A 19,795-nucleotide genomic window follows, 5' to 3' on the forward strand; every position below is an offset into this window, starting at 1 on the left:
CCCCGCGATCAGCTCCTTGGCCTCGGCGAACGGGCCGTCGATCACCGTGGCCCGGCCGCCGCTGTAGGCGATCTGCGCGCCTTGCGAGCTCGGGTAGAGCCCTTCGGCGGCCAGCAGCACCCCCGCCTTGGCCAGCGCCTCGTTGTAGGCGTGCATGTTGTCGACGAGCTCCTGGCTGGGCAGCGCCCCGGCCTCGGTCTCCCCGTTGGCCTTGCCGACGATCATGAATTTCATCCTGCCGTCCCTTCCCTCCGCGGCCCCCGGGCGGAGCCGGCCTCGCCGAAGCGTCGAACGGGCGCCGGCCGGATCGACACGCGGGCGCGGACCGTCCGCTTCCAGGGCACCGTACCGGTCGTGCGGCCGGGTGGCCGATGTGCCATCCTCGCCCCATGCCCCAACCCGCACCAGACGCCTCCGTGCCCAACCGGGCCCTGTGGGACGAGCGCGCCCGCGTCCACGGCTCCACCTCGGCCGACCGGTTCTACGACGTCGACGCCTTCCTCGCCGGCCGGCAGACCCTCTACCCGCTCGAACGCCGCCTGGCCGGCGACGTCGCCGGCCGGGACCTGCTCCACCTGCAGTGCCACTTCGGCCTGGACACGCTGAGCTGGGCGCGTCTCGGAGCGCGGGTGACCGGCGTCGACTTCTCCCCGGTGGCGGTCGCCCGCGCCCGCGACCTGGCGGCCAGGGCCGGGCTGGCGGCCACGTTCGTGGAGGCCGACACGCAGCGGCTGCCGGCGGAGCTGGCCGGCGGCTTCGACGTGGCGGTGGCCACGTACGGCGTGTTGTGCTGGATCGGCGACCTGGACGCCTGGATGCGCGGCGCGGCCATGGCGCTGCGGCCGGGCGGGCGGCTGGTGCTGGTCGACCTGCATCCGGCCTACCAGACGGTGGCCTCGCTCGACCCGCTGGTGGCCGACTGGCCCTACGGCGGCGGCCAGGCCCACCGGGAGACGGTGACCGGCACGTACGCCGACGCCGCGGTGGTGACCGAAACGCACGAGGCGGTGGAGTACCCGTACTCGGTGGGCGAGATCGTCACGGCGGCGGCGCGGGCCGGGTTCACGGTGGCCGAGCTGGGCGAGCACGTCGAGACCGACCTCGACCCGCGCGGCCTGCTGCCCGAGGGCGCGGACGGCCGGTACCGGTTCCCGTTCGGGGACTCGCACCTGCCGATCCTCTACTCGCTGGCGGCGGTCCGGCCCTGAGACGCGGCGAGCGCGCGTCCCTCGTGCGGGGCGCGCGCTCGGAGCGGGCGGAGGTCAGCTCGCGTACTGCGGGTATCCGTAGCCGACGACCTGCGACTTCGGACGGACGCGCTCCTCGACCTTGCCGTTGCCGGTGTTGCCCTCGATCGTGGAGATCGTGCCGTCGCCGTTGTCCTTGACGACGAAGCCGACGTGCTGGATGGCGTCCAGGCTCTTGCTGCCGCCCCAGGAGAAGAAGACCACCGCGCCGGGCCTGGCCTCGGCTCCCCAGCGGTCGTTGGCGGCGAACCACTTGGCGTGGGCCACGGTCCAGGCGTCCCAGCCGACCTGCGGGCGGGCGCCGGTCTGCTCGCCGACCCAGGAGACGAAGATCGAGCACCAGGGGGCGTTCAGGTACATGGCGCGGGTGCCGCCGTCGCGGGCGATGGTCTCGGCGGCGCGCTTGGAGTCGGCGTACCACTTCTGGAACTTGGTGCCGCCGCCGTAGGCGTTCTCGGAGGTGCCGACCTGGGCCTTGGCCAACGCCAGGACCTGCTGGGCGGTGACGTTGACCTGGGTCTCCTCCGCCTTGCGGGTCTGGGCGGCGGCCTGCGGCGCGACGGCCGAGTGCCCGGCCGCGGCGGCCGGGCCGGCGCTGTCGGCGGCGGCGGCGGTGGCGTGGGCGCCGATGGCGGAGGCGAGGATGGCCGCGCCGAGCGCGGCGTGGACGTAGGTGATCTTCGGGGCACGGATGGGACGGTGCGTGGCCATCGAGGGCATTGACTCCTTGCTTCCATGCCGCTTACCGGGTTAGCTGACGGGTTCGGACGTGGAAGCTGCCCTACGGCACCAAAGTGCCGATTCACCCCAAAGGACGTGGGTCCCCGGTTCCGCCCGGAGGCGGATTCAGCGGTCACAGGACGATCCTGTGAAATGTCTTGCGATGGTTGGACAAAGCCGGACAAACCGGACGTCTGCCGCGAGATGCCCCACAAGGTAATACATCGGGCAAGAGCTAGGCAAGTGGCTAAAGGTCCAGCTAGGAGAGTTGGGCCCGTGCTTCGGCCAGAAGCCCCATCATGGCAAGGGATTCGTCAAGCGGCATGATCGCGCTCTCCGTGCGGCCCTCGCTCGTGGCCGCGCGCACCTCGCGCAGCTCGCCCGCGTAACCGTTGTCGGCCGGGTCGAGCACCAGCTCCTCCGTCTCCATCGACGGCCCCGACAGCAACACCCGCCGCGGCGCCCAGAACGGCGCCAGGATGTCGGCCCGCATCGACGTGCCCACCACGCTCGCGTCGTTGGCGTGATGTGCCAGCAGCGACACGTCCACCAGGGCCCGCCGCCCGTCGGGGTACAGCAGCAGCCCGCCGGCCTCGGCGTCGACGCCGCTGGGCGCCAGCGAGCCGGCCATGCGCAGCTCCGCGGGCATGCCGAGCAGCAGCTGGGCCAGCCCGAACGGGTAGATCCCCAGGTCGAGCAGGGCCCCGCCGCCCAGCTCCGGCGCCCACAGCCGATGGGCGGGGTCGTAGGGCAGCGCGAAGCCGAACGAGGCCCGCACCGACCGGATCTCGCCGAAGCGCGGATCGGCCGCCACCCGCTGGATGAGCGGGTTGAAGCGCATCCACATGGCCTCCATGAGGAAGACCCCGGCCGCGCGGGCCAGCGCCACCATGCGCTCGGCGTCGGCCACGTCGGCCGCCAGCGGCTTCTCGCACAGCACCGACTTGCCCGCCGCGATGGCCGCCTCGGCCACCTCCAGGTGCTGGGCGTGCGGCGTGGCGACGTAGATCGCGTCTACGGCCGGATCGGCGCACAGGGCCTCGTAGGAGCCGTAGGCCGACTCCGCGCCCAGCTCGTCGGCCAGCGCCCGCGCCCTGAGCGGGCTCCGCGAGCCGACGGCGGCCACCCGCATGCCGGGCTCGGCCACGATGGCCGCCCCCACGGTACGCGCGATGCCGCCGGTCGCCGCTATTCCCCAGGTGAAATCTCGCACGACCGAGATCGTAGAGCGCTCAGGTCAGGTTGAACGAGTCGGGGTCGGGCCCGATCCGCCGCCCCGCGTTCATCGCGCCGATGGCCGCCATGTCCTCGGCGTCGAGGATGAAGTCGAACACGTCGATGTTCTCCTCGATCCGCGACGGCGTGACCGACTTGGGGATCACCACGTTGCCGAGCTGCAGGTGCCAGCGGAGCACGATCTGGGCGGGCGTCTTGCCGTACTTCTCCGACAGCACGCGCAGCGCCGGGTCGGCCAGCAGCCCCTTGCCCTGCCCGAGCGGGCTCCACGCCTCGGTCAGGATGCCGTTGGCCTCGTGGAAGGCCCGCATCTCGCGCTGCTGGAAGTACGGGTGGAGCTCGATCTGGTTGATCGACGGCGTGATGTCGGTCTCCTCCATCAGCCGGGTCAGGGTGGCGATCGTGAAGTTGGAGACCCCGATGGCCTTGGCCCGGCCGTCCCGGTAGATCTTCTCCAGTCCCCGCCAGGCCTGCACGTACCTGTCCTGCTCCGGGACCGGCCAGTGGATCAGGAAAAGATCTACGTAGTCGAGGCCCAGGCGGGCCAGGCTCTCGTCGAAGGCCTGCTCGGCGCGCCCGTGGTCGCCGTTCCACAGCTTGGTGGTGACGAACACCTTCTCCCGTGGCACCCCGGCGGCGCGCACGGCCCGGCCGACGCCCTCCTCGTTCTCGTAGGCGGCGGCGGTGTCGACGTGCCGGTATCCGGCGCGCAGCGCGGCCGTCACCGCGTGCTCGGCGTCGTCGGCAGAGACCTGCCAGACGCCGAAGCCGAGCTGTGGTATCTGCACACCGTCGGTGTTGAGCATCAGCGAGTTCATACCCTCCATTGTTCACGTGTCGTTTCTTGCGGCTTAAGCAGGCCGGGCTACCTTGAGGCGGGTCGTGCAAGGCCATCCACCGGCTGGGGGAAACAGAGTGGTCAGACAGGCGTCGGCCTGGGTGGAGTCTCCGCTCCAGATGCTGTGCGCCGTCGAGGCCCACCATGCCGGGCTGCTCGGCCCGGACACCGTGGTCGTGCCGCGCGCCGGCCTGCGTCCGCTGCGCGCCACCCGCAAGGAGCTGCGCCGCCTCGACCTGCCCGCCGGCCTGGTGCTGGACGAGCCGCGCGAGCGCATGCCGCGCCGCGTCCAGGCCGTGGGCGACGCGTTCTCCGGCAAGGTCCAGATGCGCTGGCTGACCTCCGACCCCGGCCACATCGTCGTCGTGGACGACGGCCTGGCCACGCTCAGGCTGCTCGAACTGCTGGCCGCCGGGCCGTTCCGGCCGCTGCTGCGGGCGCGGGCGACCCCCTCGCGGGCGCGCGCCCTGCTCGGCCTGGCCGCCGCGCTGCGGCTGCGGATGAGCCGGGTGTCGGTCTTCACCGCCCTGCCCGTCCCCGACGAGCTGGTCGCCGCCGTCCGGGGGGCGGGCGTGGACCTCGTCCGCCACGACTTCGCCTGGCTGCGCGCCCAGCCGCCGAGCGCCCAGGGGCCCGCCGAGCGGACGGTCGTCCTCGGCACGTCCCTGGTCCGCAACGGCCTGGTCCACCGCGACCACTACCTGCGCTGGCTGACCGACCTGGCCGGACGCGAGCCGCTGGCCTACTACCCGCACCGCCGCGAGGACCCCGTCGACCTGGCGCTGATCGGCGAACGTCCGGGCATCACCGTGCACGACGCGGGCGTGCCGGCCGAGCTGACGTTGCGCGGCCTCGACGCCGGGCAGCGGGTGCTCAGCCTGCCCTCGACCGCGATCACCTCGCTGCGGGTGCTGCTCGGCCCGCGCGGCGTCGAGGTCGAGCCCGTGGACGTTCCCGACGACTGGTGGACGAGCAGGGCGGCCCCCGGCCTGCGATCGCATTTGACAGGAGCTTCCAGGTGAGGGTGCTGGCGATAGCCGACTCCGACTCGTATCTGAAGTGGGCGGCCTGCCTGCTCGACGACCTGCCCGCGGGCTGCGAGAGCGAGCTGGTGGTGGTGCGCACCCCGATCGCGCCCTCGCCGGAGCAGATCGCGGCGGCGGTGGGCGGGCGCGCGGCGCCCCCGGTGTTGTCGGCGCGCTCGCTGCGCCGCCTGGCCGAGCGCACCCGCCCCGACGCGATCCTGGTGGGCTGCACGGGCCCGGTGGTGGACGTCCTGGTGGCCGACGTGCTGGCCGGGCTGCGGCCGGCGGGCCGGGCACGGCCGGTGTTCGTCAGCGGGCTGCCCGGCATCTCGGTGCCGGCCACGGAGAAGGCGTGGCTGTTCCGCAGCGGCTGCGACCTGTTCGTGGTCCACAGCGAGCGCGAGGTGGCCGAGTTCTCCGAGATCGCCGGCCGGCTCGGCGGGGGAGGGGCGGTCGGGCTGGCCAGGCTGCCGTTCCTGCGGCCCGGCGCGGTGTCCGGCGGCGGCGACCGGGTCGTGTTCGCCACCCAGGCCAAGGTGCCGCGGGCGCGGGAGGAGCGCGAGCGGGTGCTGACGGCGCTGGCCGAGCTGGCCGCCCGCCGGCCCGGCCTGGAGGTCGTGGTCAAGCTGCGCGCCCTGGAGCACGAACGCCAGACCCACAACGAACGCCACCACTACCAGCGGCTGTGGCGCGAGATGGGCGAGCCGGGCAGGCTGACGTTCGCGGCCGGGTCGATGCACGAGCAGCTGTCGCGGGCGGCCGGGTTCGTCACGGTCAGCTCGACGGCCGCGCTGGAGGCCGTCGCCATGGGCGTGCCGTCGCTGGTGCTGAGCGACTTCGGCGTCAGCGCCGAGATGATCAACCTGGTGTTCGAGGGCAGCGGCCTGCTCGGCACGCTGGACGACCTGGCCCTGGGCGACTTCCGCACGGCCGAGCCGCGCTGGTGCGAGGCCAACTACTTCCACCCGGCCGGCCGCGACGACTGGGCGGCCCTGCTGACCGGCCTGGCCGCGGACGGGACGCGCCCGGCCGCCCGCTCGCTGCTGGACGGCCCCGAGCACGCCGCGGCCCGCCGCCGGGCCAGGTTGCGGGTGGAGGTGCCGCCCACGATGCTGCGGGCGGGCTACCGGGCCAAGCGGCGGGTGCGCCGCTACCTCAGATCGCTGACCTGATCTTCCTGCGCAGCCTGGACAGCGCCGAGGGCGGCTCGGCCAGCCCCAGCGTCTCCAGGCGCTTGCGCTTGAAGTAGCGCCCGTCGAAGGCCCCGTCGAACCCCGGGCCCGACGGGCGCAGCTCGGGATAGGCGTCGGCCTGCATGCAGTAGCCGACCGCGCGCACCAGCGCGGGCAGGTCCGTGCGCGGCGGCTCGTCGATCACGCCGTCGGCGTTCAGCCGGGGCAGCAGCGCGTCCACGATCGTGGCCGGCACCCGGTTGCTGTTCTCGTACGGCGTCAGCCGGTCCAGCACCAGGCCGGTGCCGAAGGAGGCGACCGGCAGGCCGAAGTAGCGCCGGGCGGTCACCAGGCCGGTGGAGAAGCAGCCCACGACCAGCTCGGGCCGCTGCGTGGCGAAGCACACCTCGGCCGGCACGCTCTCCCCGGCCACCGTCAGCCGCACCCCCAGCGGCCCGGCCGCCGCGCGCAGCAGTTGCGCGTGCCGGCGTCCGGCGGCCGGGTGCGGCTTGAACACCACGTCGGTGCAGCCGCGGGCGGCCAGCGCGCGCAGCATCGAGGCGTGCAGCCCGGCCTCCTCCTCCGGCGTGACGATCTCCAGCGCCGACAGGTACTGGCCGAGGACAACCGCCTGCCCGGCGCGCAGGTCCGGAGCGGTGGCGGCCACCTCGTCCACGACCGCGAGGAAGCGCTCCTCGGGCAGCACCACGGACGGCACGCCGTACTCGCTGAGCAGCAGCGGGGTCAGGCCGGGCACCAGGTCCAGGTGGAGCAGCCGCTCGATGCGCCGGGAGATCTCCGCGGGCAGCGGGTCACGGGTCGGCCCGTAGCTCATCAGGCCGTCGGAGTAGACGGTGATCGGGCAGTCGCGCACCAGGCCGGCGATCGTGCGCGCGGGCGGCACCGCGATCGACTCCAGCACCAGCTCCTCGACGTCGTCCAGCGCCAGGTGGGAGCGGATCAGCCGCTCGAACATCGGCACCTCGATGATCCGCGCCCGCCAGTCGGAGGGGTGCAGCGGGGCGATCAGCTCGTTCCAGGAGTGCACCTCGTCGAAGCGCGAGCGCAGGGCGGCGAAGCCGGGCGTGCCGTCGAGCGGCACCGACACCTCGGGGATCGCCGCGTTGTTCGACACGATCAGCACGCGCCGGCCCGCGCCGAAGCGGCCGTCGTCGATGGCCGCGGCCAGCGACATCGCGCCGAACAGCGTCGAGGCGTAGAAGACCTTCATCAGGAGTCCTCCCGATCCCGGCGGATCCGGACGTGGGGGCTGGGGGGGATGTCGGGCACCAGGGCGCGCAGCACGGCCTCCCGCTCGACGGCCATCCGCGACACGGCGTCGGCCACCAGGGCGATCGGCAGGCCGCGGACCATCTGCGCGCCCCGCTCCTCGAACCGGGCGCGCAGCGCGGGCGTGAACCGGCCCGCGAGCTCCAGGTGGTGGGCCAGCAGCGCGCAGAAGTTGCGCGCCGCCTTCGGCAGGAACTCCGGCTCCAGGTCCTTGAGGACCAGCTCGAAGGCGTCGAAGAAGTGCAGCTGCCGCTCGTCGCCGACCTGCGTCAGCGACCCGGACACCAGCCGCCGGTAGAACACCCCGGCCATCGGCACGACCGCGAACGTGGCCGCCTCCCGGTGCAGCCGCCAGATCCACGGCCGGTCCTCGGCGGTGTGCAGCGAGCCGGGGAAGTGCAGCAGGTCCCGCAGCGAACGCCGGTAGACCCCGGCCCATGCGTACGGGTAGTCCACCATGGTCCGCTCCCCGGCCGGCAGGATCGCCGAGCGGGGGTCGAGCACGACGCCGCGGCGCGACAGCGGGGCCCGGTGCACCACCCGCCTGCGCCCCTCCACCTGGACGTGGTCGACGCGCACGAAGTCGCAGCCGAGCCCGTCGATGGCCGCCACCAGCCCGGCCAGGTAGCCGGGCGCCAGCCAGTCGTCGCCGTCCATGAACGTGACGAACCGCCCCGAGGCGGCCGACAGCCCGGTGTTGCGGGCGTCGGCCAGCCCCACGGGGGCGGGGTTGCGCAGCACGGCCAGGCCGGGCAGGTCGCGGGCGAAGTCGGCGATGATGTCCGGGGTGGCGTCCACGGAGCCGTCGTCCACGACGATGAACTCGAAGTCGGGCCGGGCGTTGCGGGCGAGCGAGGTGAGCGCGTCGGCGATGAAGCGCTCACCGTCACGCACCGGCACGACGACGGAGAGAGTGGTCGGCGTCATGACTCAGACGGTCACCCGGCGCAGCCGGGCCTTGGGCGCCTCCTCGCCGGGGAAGACACGCTTGACGCCGTCGCCCATGGCCTGCTCGATGATGCGGATGTCGCGGACGAGGTGCTCCAGCCCCGACGGCTCCAGCGAGGCGGCGTGGTCGGAGCCCCACATGGTGCGGTCGAGCGTGATGTGCCGCTCGACGCAGACCGCGCCCAGGGTGACCGCCGCCAGCGAGATCTGCAGGCCGCGCTCGTGCCCGGAGTAGCCGACGGGCACGCCGTAGCGCTCCTTGAGCGTGGTGATCGTGCGCAGGTTGGCCTCCTCCGGCGGCAGCGGGTACGTGGAGGTGGCGTGCATCATGATCAGCCGGTCGGTGCCGAGGATCTCGACCGCCTGGTCGATCTCCGACAGCGTGGACATGCCGGTGGACAGGATGAGCGGCTTGCCGGTGGCCGCCAGGGCGCGCAGCAGCTCGTGGTCGGCGACGCTGGCCGAGGCGATCTTGTGCGTCAGCACGTCCATGTCTTCCAGGAACTCCACGGACGGCACGTCCCACGGCGAGGCGAACCAGTGCAGGCCGCGCTCGTCGCAGTACTTCGCGATCTGCCGGTACTCGTCGTGGCCGAACTCGGTGCGCTCCTTGTACTCCAGGTACGTCATCTCGCCCCACGGCGTCTGCCTGATCTGGCCCTTCTGCTCCTCGGGCACGCAGATCGCGGGGGTGCGCTTCTGGAACTTGACCGCCTGGCAGCCCGCGTCGGCCGCCACGTCGATGAGCCGGCGGGCGAGGTCGAGGTCGCCGTTGTGGTTGATGCCGATCTCGCCGATCACGTACACCGGCTCGCCGTCGCCGACCAGCACGTCGCCGATCGCGACCGGGCCGAGCCGCGGCCGGGCCTTGGCCTCGGCGACGGGCGGCTCGGGCCGGGCGGCCACCACCAGGTCGCACAGCTCGCGCACCGCGCCGGAGCCGCCGGGCCTGGTCAGCACCACGCGGGCGGCGGCGCGCACGCGCGGGTGCGCGTCGGGGGTGGCGATCGGCCAGCCGACCTCGGCCATCGGGCCCAGGTCGTTGACGTCGTTGCCGACGTAGGCCACGCGCGCCGGGTCCAGGCCCTCGATGGCCAGCCAGTCGCGCAGCACGATGCGCTTCTCGGCCAGGCCCTGCAGCACGGGCACGCCCAGCTTGCGGGCGCGGGCGGCCACGACCGGGTTCTGCTCGGTGGACATCACCAGCACCTTGACCCCGGAGCGGCGCAGCAGCGAGACGCCCATCCCGTCCGAGCGGCTGACCAGGACCATCTCCCGGCCGTCGGAGTCGATGTAGGCGCGGTCGTCGGTGTGCACGCCGTCGAAGTCGGTGATGACCGCGTCCACGTCGATCGGCTCGGGCTTGTCGATGAACGGCGCCAGGGCGCGCACCAGCTCCAGGTCCTCGGGGTCGTCGACCTCGATGGCGTGCTGCGGCGGCACCGGCTGCACGGCGACCTCGCCGAAGAAGCGGTGGCCGTGCTCGCGCAGGCCGGCGGTGCGCATGACGTAGAAGGCGCCGTTCTCGCGGAACTGCGGCTCGCGGTCCTGCCTGCGCGGCCGCACGGCGGGGTCGTGGTTGACGCCCGCGCCCGCGGCCGTCCACAGGAACTCGTGCGTCGGCAGCCCGGACACGACCGAGTCGGCCTCGCCGTCCAGGACCTTGCGCACGGCCGCCGACAGGTCCTCGGGGTCGATGAACGCGCTGGTGCACTGCACCAGGACGACCACGTCCGGGTCCGCGCCGAGCGCGTCCAGGGCGTGCAGCACGGCCGACTCGCTGGAGGCGGTCGCGCCGCTCAGCTCCTCGGGCCGCTCCACCACGGTCGCCCCCGCCGCGCGGGCGGTCTCGGCGATCTGCGGGTGGTCGGTGCTGACCACGACCTGGTCGACGAGCTCGGCCCGCAGGCACGCCCGTACCGCGCGGGTGACCAGCGGGACGCCCCCGACCAGGGCGAGGTTCTTCAGGGGAACGCCCGCCGAACCTCCGCGGGCGGGAACAACGGCCAGGACTCGCAAGTGACTTCTCCTCAGTGCATCGGATCGCACCCAGAAGCTAAGGGCCCGGATTGAACGGGCAGCGTCACCGCCATTAACTTTCCATGGGGATCCGGTAGAGCAACTCTGGCCGGCCCACCCCGCCGTACTGCGGCACGCGCACCGCCGTCCCCAGCTCGACCAGGTGTTCCAGGTAGCGGCGGGCGGTCACCCGGGACACCCCGACGGCCTGCGCCACGCTCTGCGCGGTGCTGCCGCCGGGCCGCTCGCGCAGCCGCGCCGACACGGCGTCGAGGGTGTCGCGGGCCAGCCCTTTGGGCAGCTCGGAGCTGCCGCGCAGGGTGCCGAGCACCCGGTCGACGTCGCCCTGGGCGACGATCACGCCGGTGTCCTGCCTGAACCGGGCGTAACGCGCCAGCTTCTCGGCCAGGGTCGCGTAGGTGAACGGCTTGAGAAGGTACTGGGAGACGCCCAGCGACACCGCCGAGCGCACCGTCGCCAGGTCGCGCGCCGAGGTGACGGCGATGACGTCGCACAGCAGCCCGCCGGCCCGCACGGCGCGGCACACCTCCAGGCCGTGCATGTCGGGCAGGTACAAGTCGAGCAGGATGAGGTCGACCGGCCGGCCGCGCAGGAACCGCAGCGCCTCGCCGCCCGAACGCGCCACCCCGGCCACCTCGAACCCGGCCACCCGCTCGACGTAGACCCGGTTGGCCTCGGCCGTGATCTCCTCGTCCTCCACGATCAGCACGGAGACCGGCCCGTCCGGCCCGCTCGCCGCGCCCGCTCCGGGCCCGGTGTCCGGCCGGTTCATCGGACCCGCTCCGGGACCGGCAGCCGCACCGTGAACGCCGACCCGGCCACCTCGATCGTGCCGCCCAGCCGCCGCACCGCCTGCCCGACCAGCGCCAGCCCGAGCCCGTGGCCGTCGCCCTTGGTGGTCCAGCCCTTCGCGAACGCCTCCGGCGCGGTCAGCCCCGGCCCGTCGTCGGCCACCCTGATCACCACCCCGTCCCCGTCCGCGCTCAGGTGCACCTCGACCCTGGTGGCCGCGTCGAGGGCGTTGTCGACCAGGTTGCCGACGATCGTCACCAGGTCGCGCGGGTCCAGGCCCAGGTCGTCGAGGTCGCTGTCGGGCGTGAGCACCAGCTCGCCGCCGCGTTCGGCCGCCTCGGCGCTCTTGCCGAGCAGCAGCGCGGCCAGCACCGGCTCGCGCACCGCGCCCACCACCCGGTCGGTCAGCTCCTGCGCCGCGCGCAGCTCGGCCGTGCCCAGCGCGACGGCCTGCTCGGTGCGTCCGAGCTCGACCAGCGTGATCACGGTGTGCAGCCGGTTGGCGGCCTCGTGCGCGGCCGAGCGCAGCGAGTCGGCGAAGCCGCGTTCGGCGTCGAGCTGCCCGGCCAGCGCCTGCAGCTCGGTGTGGTCGCGTACGGTCACCACCGTGCCGAGCCTGCTGGCCGCGCCGTTGACGGCCAGCACCCGGTCGCCGGCCAGGTGCACGCGTTCCTCGTGGCCCTCCAGCAGCGCCGGCAGGCCCAGCTCGGCCAGGTGCCGGCCCTCGGCGTCCGGCGGCAGGTCCAGGAGCTGCCGGGCGGCGTCGTTGCAGAGCGTCAGCGTGCCGTCGCCGCCGACCAGCAGCAGGCCCTCCCGCACGGCGTGCAGGACGGCGTCGTGGTGGTCGTGGATGCGGCCCAGCTCCACCGGGCCGAGCCCGTGCGTCTGGCGGCGCAGCCGTACGGTGACCAGCCACGTCCCGGCCGCGCCGAGGCCGAGCGCGAGGGCGGCGACCAGGCCGCTCCAGGCGACCTGGTCGCGCAGCCGGGCGCTGATCCGGTCGACCGTGATGCCCGCGCTGACCAGGGCCCGGACCCGGCCGCCGGACCACACGGGCGTCACGGCCCGCTTGGAGGGGCCGAGCGTGCCGGTGTAGGTCTCGACGAACGTCCGGCCGGCCAGGGCCCGCCCGGTGTGGCCGAGGAAGCGCCGGCCGATCTCGGCCGGGTTCGGGTGGGTGTAGCGGGTGCCGTCCGGCTTCATGATGGTGACGAAGTCGACGCCGGTCTCCTTGCGCACCCGTTCGGCGTACGGCTGCAGGGCCAGGGTCGGCTCCGGGCTGTCGAGGGCGGCGGCCACGCCCGGCGCGGCGGCCACGCTGACCGCCACGGCCCTGGCCGTGGCGCCCGCCTCCTCGGTGAGCAGGCGGTGGGCCTGCACCAGCGCGAGCACCGCGCAGCCCGTCACGGCGACCGCGACCACGACCAATTGCAGGGCCAGCATCTGGCCCGCCAGGCTCCAGCGGCGCATGAGCCCTCCTTGCGTGAACGAAACTTACTCAATCGTGACGTGGGTCACAGCGAGCCGCATAGTCGCACGACCAGCCCCTTTTTCCCAAGCGGTGGAGACCCCTCATGCGTGATCGCACGCGTTATCTGTACCTGGCCGTCATCGTGGCGGTCCTGCTCGGCATCCTGGTCGGGTTCGTCTGGCCGGAGGCGGGCAAGGAGCTCAAACCCCTCGGCACCGGGTTCGTGGCGCTGATCAAGATGCTGATCAGCCCCATCATCTTCTGCACGATCGTGCTCGGCATCGGCTCGGTACGCCAGGCCGCCAAGGTCGGCAAGGTGGGCGGCCTCGCGCTCGGCTACTTCATGGTGATGTCCACCGTCGCCCTGGTCATCGGCCTGCTGGTCGGCAACGTCATCGACCCCGGCTCCGGGCTGCACCTGACCGACGCCGCCCGGCAGGCCGCCGAGGCCGAGGCGGCCAAGGGCGAGGCCACCGGCGGGGTCGACTTCCTGCTCGGCATCATCCCCGTCACGCTGGTGTCGGCCTTCACCGAGGGCTCGGTCCTGCAGACGCTGCTGGTGGCGCTGCTGGCCGGGTTCGCGCTGCAGGCCATGGGCGAGCGGGGCGCGCCGATCCTGCGCGGCGTCGAGCACGTCCAGCGGCTGGTGTTCCGCATCCTGGCCATGGTCATGTGGGCCGCGCCGGTCGGCGCGTTCGGGGCCATCGCGGCCGTGGTCGGGGCCACCGGGATCGAGGCGCTCAAGAGCCTGGCCATCATCATGATCGCCTTCTACGTCACCTGCCTGCTGTTCGTGGGCGTGGTGCTGGGCGCGCTGCTGTGGCTGGTGGCCCGGGTCAACCTGTGGTCGCTGCTGCGCTACCTCGGCCGGGAGTTCCTGCTGATCCTGTCCACGTCGTCGTCGGAGACGGCGCTGCCGCGGCTGATCGCGAAGATGGAGCACCTCGGCGTGAGCCGGACGGTGGCCGGCATCACCGTGCCGACCGGCTACTCCTTCAACCTCGACGGCACCGCCATCTACCTCACCATGGCCACGCTGTTCATCGCCTCGGCCACCGGCGCGCCGCTGCAGGTCGGCGAGCAGGTCTCGCTGCTGCTGTTCATGATGGTCGCCTCCAAGGGCGCCGCGGGCGTGACCGGGGCGGGCCTGGCCACGCTCGCCGGCGGCCTGCAGTCGCACCGCCCCGAGCTGGTGGACGGCGTCGGCCTCATCGTCGGCATCGACCGGTTCATGTCCGAGGCCAGGGCGCTGACCAACTTCGCGGGCAACGCCGTGGCCACCGTCGTGGTCGGCACCTGGACCGGCGACTTCGACCGGGAGCGGGCCGCCGAGGTGCTGGCCGGGCGGGCGCCCTTCGACGAGTCCACGCTGATCGACGAGGAGGACGACCGCCCCGAGCCGGAGCCCGATCGGCAGGCCGCGCGCGTCTAGGGTTGCCGGTTCTCGGCGCTCGCAGCTCTAGGGTTTGCGGCCGATGCCCGCGTACCCCATGCGGGCGAAGTCGTCGTCGTAGAAGGGCGGGCTCTCGGGGTCGGTGAACGGGAAACCGAGCTCCGGCCCCTTGCCCGTGGCCAGACCGGGCGGGATCAGCTCGAAGTCGCCGAAGAAGGCGGCGATCTCCTTGCCCGGCCGCGGGCAGAACGGCGCGTTGGCCCGCCGGTAGAACTGGCTGACGCGGGCCACCCGCTCGGGCGCGTGGTCGGTGCCGACGTGCGACAGGGCCAGGTAGCTGCCGGGCGCGAGCGCGTCGCGGTAGGCGGCCACGAAGCCCTGCGGGTGGTCGGTGTCGGGGATCAGGTGCAGCAGGAACATCATGAGCACGGCGACGGGCCTGCCGAAGTCCAGCAGCCCGCGCACCTCGGGGCTGTCCAGCACCTCCCGCGGGCGCCGGACGTCGCCGTGCAGCATGGCCACCTGCTCGGGGCCGGCCAGCAGGGCCCGCCCGTGGGCGGCCACCACCGGGTCGCTGTCCACGTAGACCACGCGGGCCTGCGGCGCGTACCGCAGCGCCACCTCGTGCACGTTCTCGGCGGCCGGCAGGCCGGAGCCCAGGTCGAGGAACTGGGTGACACCCTGCTCGCACAGGTACCGCACCACCCGGCCGATCAGCAGCCGGTTCTCCCGCGTGCCGTCCCTGACCTCCGGCATCGCGCTCAGCACCAGCTCGGCCAGCTCACGGTCGGCCGGGAAATTGTTCTTTCCGCCCAGGAAGTAGTCGTACATGCGCGCGGTGTTGGGGATGTGAGGATCCACGCCCTGGGGGACTTCTTGCGTCATGAGGGCATGATCCACTAACCGGCTGCCGGAAATCTACGCTTTCGACATCAGATGGCGGGAAGCCGCAGGACGAACCGCGCCCCGCCCGGACGGTCCTCCACCCGCACGCTGCCCCGGTGGGCCATCGCCACGTCCCTGGCGATGGCCAGGCCGAGCCCGGTGCCGCCGGAGTCGCGGCTGCGGGCGGCGTCGAGGCGGGTGAACCGCTCGAAGATGCGCTCGCGGTCGGCCTCGCGGATCTCCTGGCCGTCGTTCTCCACCGCCAGCACGGCGGTGCCGCCCCTGGCCGGGCCCGCCTCCCTGGTGACCACGACCCGCACCATGGTCTCGGCGTGCCGCTGGGCGTTGTCCAGCAGGTTCGTCAGCACCCTGGCCAGTTGCAGGCGCACGCCCTCGACCACCACGCCCTCGGTCAGCTCCAGCCGGGTGGGCAGCTTGTCGCTGCGCACGGCCAGCTCCTGCCGGACGAGCTGGGCGAGGTCCACCGGCTCCCTGGCCACGTCCACCCGGGAGCCGATCCTGGCCAGCAGGAGCAGGTCGGTGATGATCGCCTCCAGCCGGTCGGTGTCCCGCAGGGCGCTGTCCACCAGCGCCTCGACGTCGGTGTCCTCCGGGTAGAGCTGGGCGCTCTCCAGCTGGGCGCGCAGCCCGGCGATCGGGGTGCGCAGCTCGTGGGAGGCGTCGGAGGCGAACTGGCGCTGCTGCAGCGCGGAACGTTCCAATCGGGCCAGCGTGTTGTTGACGGCCTTGGCCAGCATGGCGACCTCGTCCTCGCCGCCCGGCTGGGTGACCCGGTGGCTCAGGTCGCCGGCGCTGACCGCGTCCAGCTCGGCGCGCATGGTCGCCACCGGGCGCAGCGCGCGGCCGGTGACCAGCCAGGTCGCCCAGGCGGTGAGCGCGATCAGCACCGCCACCTGGGAGAACACGATCACCTCCAGCGTCTGCGAGGCCAGCACCTCCGGGGTGCTGCGGCCGGCGTAGACGATGGGGGAGTCCTCCGACATGCCGGCCTTGACCGCCGACAGGTGCACGCACTCGGTCGGCAGGCAGTTGGTGGTGTTGACCACCCGGCTCTCGGCGGTGGGCCGCACGTCGCTGAGCGGCGGCAGGTTCCTGGCCGCGTCGCTGCTGGCCAGGACGCGGCCGTCGGTGCCGACGATCTGGATCAGGTCGATGGACGGGTTGGGCACCGGGATCGTGGCGCCCTGCGGCAGCCCGCCCGCGCGCATCTCCGAGGCCACCCGCTCGGCGGTGTCCCGCGTGTCCCGGTAGACGCCGGCCGTCACCAGCGAACGCGAGACGATGCACCCGGCGACGCCCACGGGGATCAGCACGAGGGCGGCTACGGCCGTCGCGATGAGGGTGACGCGTCCGCGCAGGGAGCGGGCCCACAGGGGTGGCACTCCCCGAGACTACTAACCGTCATTGCCGCCAAATGCCGCGTCAAGGGAAAGGTTCCCCCAACCTCAACGCTGGATCCACACGGTGGTGTCCGGCGGGACCGAGCCGTCGGCCGCCAGCGGGCCGCTGGCCAGCAGCACCGTGCCGGGCACGACCGGGGCGACCGGGCGCTCGCCGGTGTTCAGCATCACGACCAGGCCGGGGTCGCGCTGGACGGCCAGCACGTCCTCGGGGGCCTCCAGCCACCGCAGCGTGCCGCCGCCGAGCGCCGGGTGCTGCTTGCGCAGCCGGAGCGCGGCCCGGTAGAGGTTCAGCGTCGAGTCCGGGTCGTGCTCCTGGGCCTCGGCCGACAGCTGCGTCCACGACGGCGGGATCGGCAGCCACGGGTCGCGCCAGCCGCAGCCCGGCTCGCTCGTCCACGGGATCGGCACCCGGCAGCCGTCGCGGCTCTCGCCGGTGCGCCGGAAGGCCGGGTCCTGGCGCAGCTCGTCGGGCAGGTCGAGGACCTCGGGCAGGCCCAGCTCCTCGCCGTTGTAGAGGTAGGCCGAGCCGGGCAGGGCCAGCATGAGCAGCGTCGCCGCGCGGGCGCGGGCCAGTCCGCCGTGCCGGGTGACGTGGCGCGGCTTGTCGTGGTTGGACAGCACCCAGGTGGTGGGCGCGCCGACCAGCTCGGCCTCCGCCAGCGACTTCTCGATCACCGTACGGAACGACTTGGCGTGGAAGTCGGCCATCATGAACTCGAAGTTGAACGCCTGGTGCAGCTCGTCGGGCCCGACGTAGCGGGCCAGCCGCTCGGGCGAGGACACCCACGCCTCGGCGACGGCCATCCGCCCGCCGGGGTAGGAGTCGAGGATCGGCCGCCACTCCCGGTAGATGTCGTGCACGCCGTCCTGGTCGAAGTAGGGCACCTGCTCGTCGCCCAGCATCTCGGCCTGGCGGCCCTCCTTCGGGCCCACGTCGGGCAGGCCCTCGGCCTTGACCATGCCGTGGGCCACGTCCACGCGGAAGCCGTCCACGCCCCGGTCCAGCCAGAAGCGCAGGACGTCGCGGAACTCGGCGCGCACCTCGGGGTTGTCCCAGTTGAGGTCGGGCTGCTCCGGCGCGAACAGGTGCAGGTACCACTGGCCGTCCTCGACCTGGGTCCAGGCCGGGCCGCCGAAGATCGACTCCCAGTCGTTGGGCCGGTCGCGGAAGATGTAACGGTCGCGCAGGCCGGCCTGGAACCAGGGGTGCCGGTCCGAGGAGTGGTTGGGGACCAGGTCCACGATCACCCGGATGCCGCGCTCGTGGGCCTTGCCGATCAGGGCGTCGAAGTCGGCCAGCGTGCCGAACATCGGGTCCACGTCCCGGTAGTCGGCCACGTCGTAGCCGCCGTCGGCCATGGGCGAGGTGTAGAAGGGGCTCAGCCAGATCGCGTCCACGCCCAGTCGCGCGAGGTGGCCCAGGCGTTCCCGCACGCCCTTCAGGTCGCCGGTGCCGTCGCCGTCGGCGTCGGCGAAGCTCCGGGGGTAGACCTGGTACACGACGGCGTCCCGCCACCAGTCGTCGTTGCCGAGCATGGCTTTCCTTCCCCCGATGTCCGTGATGTCTGGTGCAGGATGTCGCGCGTTCTTGCGACAGGTCAAGTGCAAGTTTCGGAAAGTTGCAGATTCCCCGTACGCCCGTTATCGGAGGTGCGGCGAGGTCAGCGGGTCGTGGGTCGGATGTGGTTCCGGTAACGCTCTTTCGCAAGTTCTTCCAATTCTTGCAAAGAGCCGCTAACGTCCCGGAAACGTAAGCCGTGAACAGCGGCGGAAAACGATCTTCGGCGGCGGCGCACGCAGGCGTCGCCGCTCCTCCATGACCTCGGGAGGTCTCATGCGTGTTCGGGTCCTGGGAGTGGCAGCCCTCTCCACCCTCGCGTTCGCCGCCACGGCTTGCGGTGACTCCGGCTCGACCGCCCCGTCGGCGCAGCCCAGCGGCTCGGCCTCGGCCTCGGCTCCGGCCTCCGCGGCGGGCGGCACGCTGGTCATCTGGGCCGACCCGAGCCGGGTCAAGCCGCTCAAGCCCTTCGCCGACCAGTTCGGCACCGAGAACGGCGTGACCGTCGAGGTGAAGGAGATCAGCAAGGACAACCAGATGACCTTCCTGACCGCCTCCCAGCAGGGCAGCGGCCCGGACATCATGATCGGCGCGCACGACTGGATCGGCAACCTCGTCCAGAACGGCGCCATCGACCCCGTCACGCTGACCGACGAGCAGAAGGCGGCCTTCTCGGAGATCGCCATGAAGGCGGTCACCTTCAACGGCCAGGTGTACGGCGCCCCGTACGCGGTGGAGAACATCGCCCTGATCCGCAACACCAAGCTCGCCCCCGACGCCCCCGCCACGCTCGACGAGATGATCGACAAGGGCAAGGAGCTGAAGAAGGCCGGCAAGGTCAAGGAGGTGCTCTGCCTGCCCGTCGGCGTCAAGGGCGATGCCTTCCACGCCTACCCGCTGTTCGCCTCCGCGGGCGGCGCGCTGTTCGGCCAGACCGCCTCCGGCGACCCCGACCCCAAGCAGGTGCTGCTCGGCTCCGAGGGCTCGGTCAAGGCGTTCGGCAAGCTGAAGGAGCTCGGCGAGAAGGGTGACGGCGCGCTCAAGACGTCGGTCACCAACGAGAACTACATCGTCAACTTCGCCGCCGGCAAGTGCGCCTACCTGATCTCCGGCCCGTGGGCCATGAGCGAGGTCAAGAAGGGCGGCGTCTCCTACGACATCACGCCCGTCCCGGCGTTCAAGGACGGCAAGCCGGCCACGCCGTTCGTCGGCGTCCAGTCGTTCTTCGTGGCGGCCAAGGGCAAGAGCAAGGCCCTGGCCCAGGAGTTCGTCGCCAACTACGTCACCAACAAGGACGTCGCCAAGGCCCTGTACGAGGCCGACCCGCGACCCCCGGCGCTGACCGCCGCCCTCCAGGAGGTCCAGGCCGCCGACCCCGACGCCGCCAAGTTCATGGACGCCGGCAAGAGCGGCATGCCGATGCCCGCCATCCCCGAGATGGCCGCGATCTGGGAGCCGTTCGGCATCGCGGAGACCGCCGTGGTCAAGGGCGGCGACGCCGCCAAGGCCGCCGCGGCCGCGCAGAAGGCCATCGACGGCGCGCTCAAGAACTGACATGGCCCAGGACGTGCACGAGGCCGTGGGGACCACCGCGTCCCCGCGGCCTCGCCGGGAGCTCACCACGGCGTTCGTGGTGAGCAGGATCGCGGTGCTGGCCGTGGCCGCGGCGATCCTGCTCTACGCCGTGCCGCCGCTGGTCGCCGCGGAGTCGTGGGTCTCGCTCACGCTGCTGGGGCTGGCCGCCGCGGCCATCTCC

18 protein-coding genes and 1 riboswitch are annotated in these 19,795 nt (G+C 72.8%); of the genes, 6 read left to right on the forward strand and 12 right to left on the reverse strand.

Annotation, left to right across the window (positions count from 1 at the left end; translation table 11 throughout):
• The coding region (locus tag ACWCSD_RS25215; protein WP_449918331.1) for a YciI family protein at positions 1 to 234 on the reverse strand (234 nt) is incomplete at its 3' end.
• A 155-nt stretch (positions 235 to 389) separates the two neighbouring features.
• Between ACWCSD_RS25215 and ACWCSD_RS25220 the strand changes: the two genes are divergently transcribed.
• A complete protein-coding gene (locus tag ACWCSD_RS25220; protein WP_449918334.1) occupies positions 390 to 1,208 on the forward strand; it encodes a class I SAM-dependent methyltransferase in 819 nt (272 codons plus the stop codon).
• Positions 1,209 to 1,262: 54 nt separating this feature from the next.
• Here ACWCSD_RS25220 and ACWCSD_RS25225 read toward each other — a convergent pair whose 3' ends face one another.
• The 3 genes from ACWCSD_RS25225 to ACWCSD_RS25235 form a co-directional block, all read right to left on the reverse strand.
• A complete protein-coding gene (locus tag ACWCSD_RS25225; RefSeq protein ID WP_449918337.1) occupies positions 1,263 to 1,958 on the reverse strand; it encodes a CHAP domain-containing protein in 696 nt (231 codons plus the stop codon).
• Positions 1,959 to 1,971: 13 nt separating this feature from the next.
• A riboswitch (cyclic di-AMP (ydaO/yuaA leader) is annotated at positions 1,972 to 2,109 on the reverse strand.
• Between the two features lie 117 nt (positions 2,110 to 2,226).
• The gene (locus ACWCSD_RS25230; protein WP_449918340.1) at positions 2,227 to 3,180 is read right to left on the reverse strand and encodes a Gfo/Idh/MocA family protein; all 954 of its coding nucleotides are present in this window, start codon (positions 3,178 to 3,180) and stop codon (positions 2,227 to 2,229) included.
• 19 nt (positions 3,181 to 3,199) lie between these two features.
• Positions 3,200 to 4,021, reverse strand: coding sequence for an aldo/keto reductase (locus tag ACWCSD_RS25235; RefSeq protein ID WP_449918343.1), 822 nt, complete (start codon positions 4,019 to 4,021; stop codon positions 3,200 to 3,202).
• A 97-nt stretch (positions 4,022 to 4,118) separates the two neighbouring features.
• Between ACWCSD_RS25235 and ACWCSD_RS25240 the strand changes: the two genes are divergently transcribed.
• Together ACWCSD_RS25240 and ACWCSD_RS25245 are read left to right on the forward strand one after the other, a co-directional pair.
• Positions 4,119 to 5,063, forward strand: coding sequence for a hypothetical protein (locus tag ACWCSD_RS25240; protein WP_397164313.1), 945 nt, complete (start codon positions 4,119 to 4,121; stop codon positions 5,061 to 5,063).
• Complete coding sequence (locus tag ACWCSD_RS25245) at positions 5,060 to 6,238, forward strand: DUF6716 putative glycosyltransferase (protein WP_397164314.1); 1,179 nt, start codon at positions 5,060 to 5,062, stop codon at positions 6,236 to 6,238. The genes ACWCSD_RS25240 and ACWCSD_RS25245 overlap by 4 nt, the downstream gene beginning before the upstream one ends.
• Here the strand turns inward: ACWCSD_RS25245 and ACWCSD_RS25250 are convergent.
• The 5 genes from ACWCSD_RS25250 to ACWCSD_RS25270 form a co-directional block, all read right to left on the reverse strand.
• A complete protein-coding gene (locus ACWCSD_RS25250; RefSeq protein WP_449918345.1) occupies positions 6,222 to 7,469 on the reverse strand; it encodes an alpha-2,8-polysialyltransferase family protein in 1,248 nt (415 codons plus the stop codon). The genes ACWCSD_RS25245 and ACWCSD_RS25250 overlap by 17 nt on opposite strands.
• The gene (locus ACWCSD_RS25255) at positions 7,469 to 8,455 is read right to left on the reverse strand and encodes a glycosyltransferase family 2 protein (RefSeq protein WP_449918348.1); all 987 of its coding nucleotides are present in this window, start codon (positions 8,453 to 8,455) and stop codon (positions 7,469 to 7,471) included. Before ACWCSD_RS25255 ends, ACWCSD_RS25250 begins: the two co-directional genes overlap by 1 nt.
• A gap of 3 nt (positions 8,456 to 8,458) precedes the next feature.
• Positions 8,459 to 10,495 carry an N-acetylneuraminate synthase family protein gene (locus ACWCSD_RS25260; RefSeq protein ID WP_358293000.1) on the reverse strand — a complete coding sequence of 679 codons (2,037 nt, stop codon included), beginning with the start codon at positions 10,493 to 10,495 and terminating at the stop codon, positions 8,459 to 8,461.
• A 73-nt stretch (positions 10,496 to 10,568) separates the two neighbouring features.
• Positions 10,569 to 11,288: a response regulator gene (locus tag ACWCSD_RS25265; protein ID WP_397164318.1), complete on the reverse strand. Its 720-nt coding sequence runs from the start codon at positions 11,286 to 11,288 to the stop codon at positions 10,569 to 10,571.
• A complete protein-coding gene (locus tag ACWCSD_RS25270; RefSeq protein ID WP_449918351.1) occupies positions 11,285 to 12,778 on the reverse strand; it encodes a sensor histidine kinase in 1,494 nt (497 codons plus the stop codon). The genes ACWCSD_RS25265 and ACWCSD_RS25270 overlap by 4 nt, the downstream gene beginning before the upstream one ends.
• Positions 12,779 to 12,882: 104 nt before the next feature.
• Between ACWCSD_RS25270 and ACWCSD_RS25275 the strand changes: the two genes are divergently transcribed.
• On the forward strand, positions 12,883 to 14,211 hold the full coding sequence (locus tag ACWCSD_RS25275; RefSeq protein ID WP_387669825.1) for a cation:dicarboxylate symporter family transporter: 1,329 nt from the start codon (positions 12,883 to 12,885) through the stop codon (positions 14,209 to 14,211).
• A 27-nt stretch (positions 14,212 to 14,238) separates the two neighbouring features.
• Here ACWCSD_RS25275 and ACWCSD_RS25280 read toward each other — a convergent pair whose 3' ends face one another.
• The 3 genes from ACWCSD_RS25280 to ACWCSD_RS25290 form a co-directional block, all read right to left on the reverse strand.
• Positions 14,239 to 15,057, reverse strand: coding sequence for an SAM-dependent methyltransferase (locus ACWCSD_RS25280; protein ID WP_387669824.1), 819 nt, complete (start codon positions 15,055 to 15,057; stop codon positions 14,239 to 14,241).
• Between the two features lie 47 nt (positions 15,058 to 15,104).
• A complete protein-coding gene (locus ACWCSD_RS25285; RefSeq protein WP_358292990.1) occupies positions 15,105 to 16,460 on the reverse strand; it encodes a sensor histidine kinase in 1,356 nt (451 codons plus the stop codon).
• A 63-nt stretch (positions 16,461 to 16,523) separates the two neighbouring features.
• Complete coding sequence (locus tag ACWCSD_RS25290; RefSeq protein ID WP_449918356.1) at positions 16,524 to 18,017, reverse strand: glycoside hydrolase family 13 protein; 1,494 nt, start codon at positions 18,015 to 18,017, stop codon at positions 16,524 to 16,526.
• A gap of 298 nt (positions 18,018 to 18,315) precedes the next feature.
• Here ACWCSD_RS25290 and ACWCSD_RS25295 point away from each other — a divergent pair, with 298 nt between their 5' ends.
• Both ACWCSD_RS25295 and ACWCSD_RS25300 read left to right on the forward strand, forming a co-directional pair.
• Positions 18,316 to 19,593: a sugar ABC transporter substrate-binding protein gene (locus tag ACWCSD_RS25295; RefSeq protein ID WP_397164324.1), complete on the forward strand. Its 1,278-nt coding sequence runs from the start codon at positions 18,316 to 18,318 to the stop codon at positions 19,591 to 19,593.
• Between the two features lies 1 nt (position 19,594).
• A partial coding sequence (locus ACWCSD_RS25300) for a hypothetical protein (RefSeq protein ID WP_449918360.1) occupies positions 19,595 to 19,795 on the forward strand: 201 nt, incomplete at its 3' end.

Source organism: Nonomuraea sp. NPDC001684, from assembly GCF_053596515.1.

Bases quoted from the DNA above. Each gene is read 5' to 3' on its own strand.
- ACWCSD_RS25220 (WP_449918334.1), top strand. From the start codon at position 390: ATGCCCCAACCCGCACCAGACGCCTCCGTGCCCAACCGGGCCCTGTGG.
- ACWCSD_RS25225 (WP_449918337.1), bottom strand. From the start codon at position 1,958: ATGGCCACGCACCGTCCCATCCGTGCCCCGAAGATCACCTACGTCCAC.
- ACWCSD_RS25235 (WP_449918343.1), bottom strand. From the start codon at position 4,021: ATGAACTCGCTGATGCTCAACACCGACGGTGTGCAGATACCACAGCTC.
- ACWCSD_RS25250 (WP_449918345.1), bottom strand. From the start codon at position 7,469: ATGAAGGTCTTCTACGCCTCGACGCTGTTCGGCGCGATGTCGCTGGCC.
- ACWCSD_RS25255 (WP_449918348.1), bottom strand. From the start codon at position 8,455: ATGACGCCGACCACTCTCTCCGTCGTCGTGCCGGTGCGTGACGGTGAG.
- ACWCSD_RS25265 (WP_397164318.1), bottom strand. From the start codon at position 11,288: ATGAACCGGCCGGACACCGGGCCCGGAGCGGGCGCGGCGAGCGGGCCG.
- ACWCSD_RS25270 (WP_449918351.1), bottom strand. From the start codon at position 12,778: ATGCGCCGCTGGAGCCTGGCGGGCCAGATGCTGGCCCTGCAATTGGTC.
- ACWCSD_RS25275 (WP_387669825.1), top strand. From the start codon at position 12,883: ATGCGTGATCGCACGCGTTATCTGTACCTGGCCGTCATCGTGGCGGTC.
- ACWCSD_RS25280 (WP_387669824.1), bottom strand. From the start codon at position 15,057: ATGACGCAAGAAGTCCCCCAGGGCGTGGATCCTCACATCCCCAACACC.
- ACWCSD_RS25290 (WP_449918356.1), bottom strand. From the start codon at position 18,017: ATGCTCGGCAACGACGACTGGTGGCGGGACGCCGTCGTGTACCAGGTC.
- ACWCSD_RS25295 (WP_397164324.1), top strand. From the start codon at position 18,316: ATGCGTGTTCGGGTCCTGGGAGTGGCAGCCCTCTCCACCCTCGCGTTC.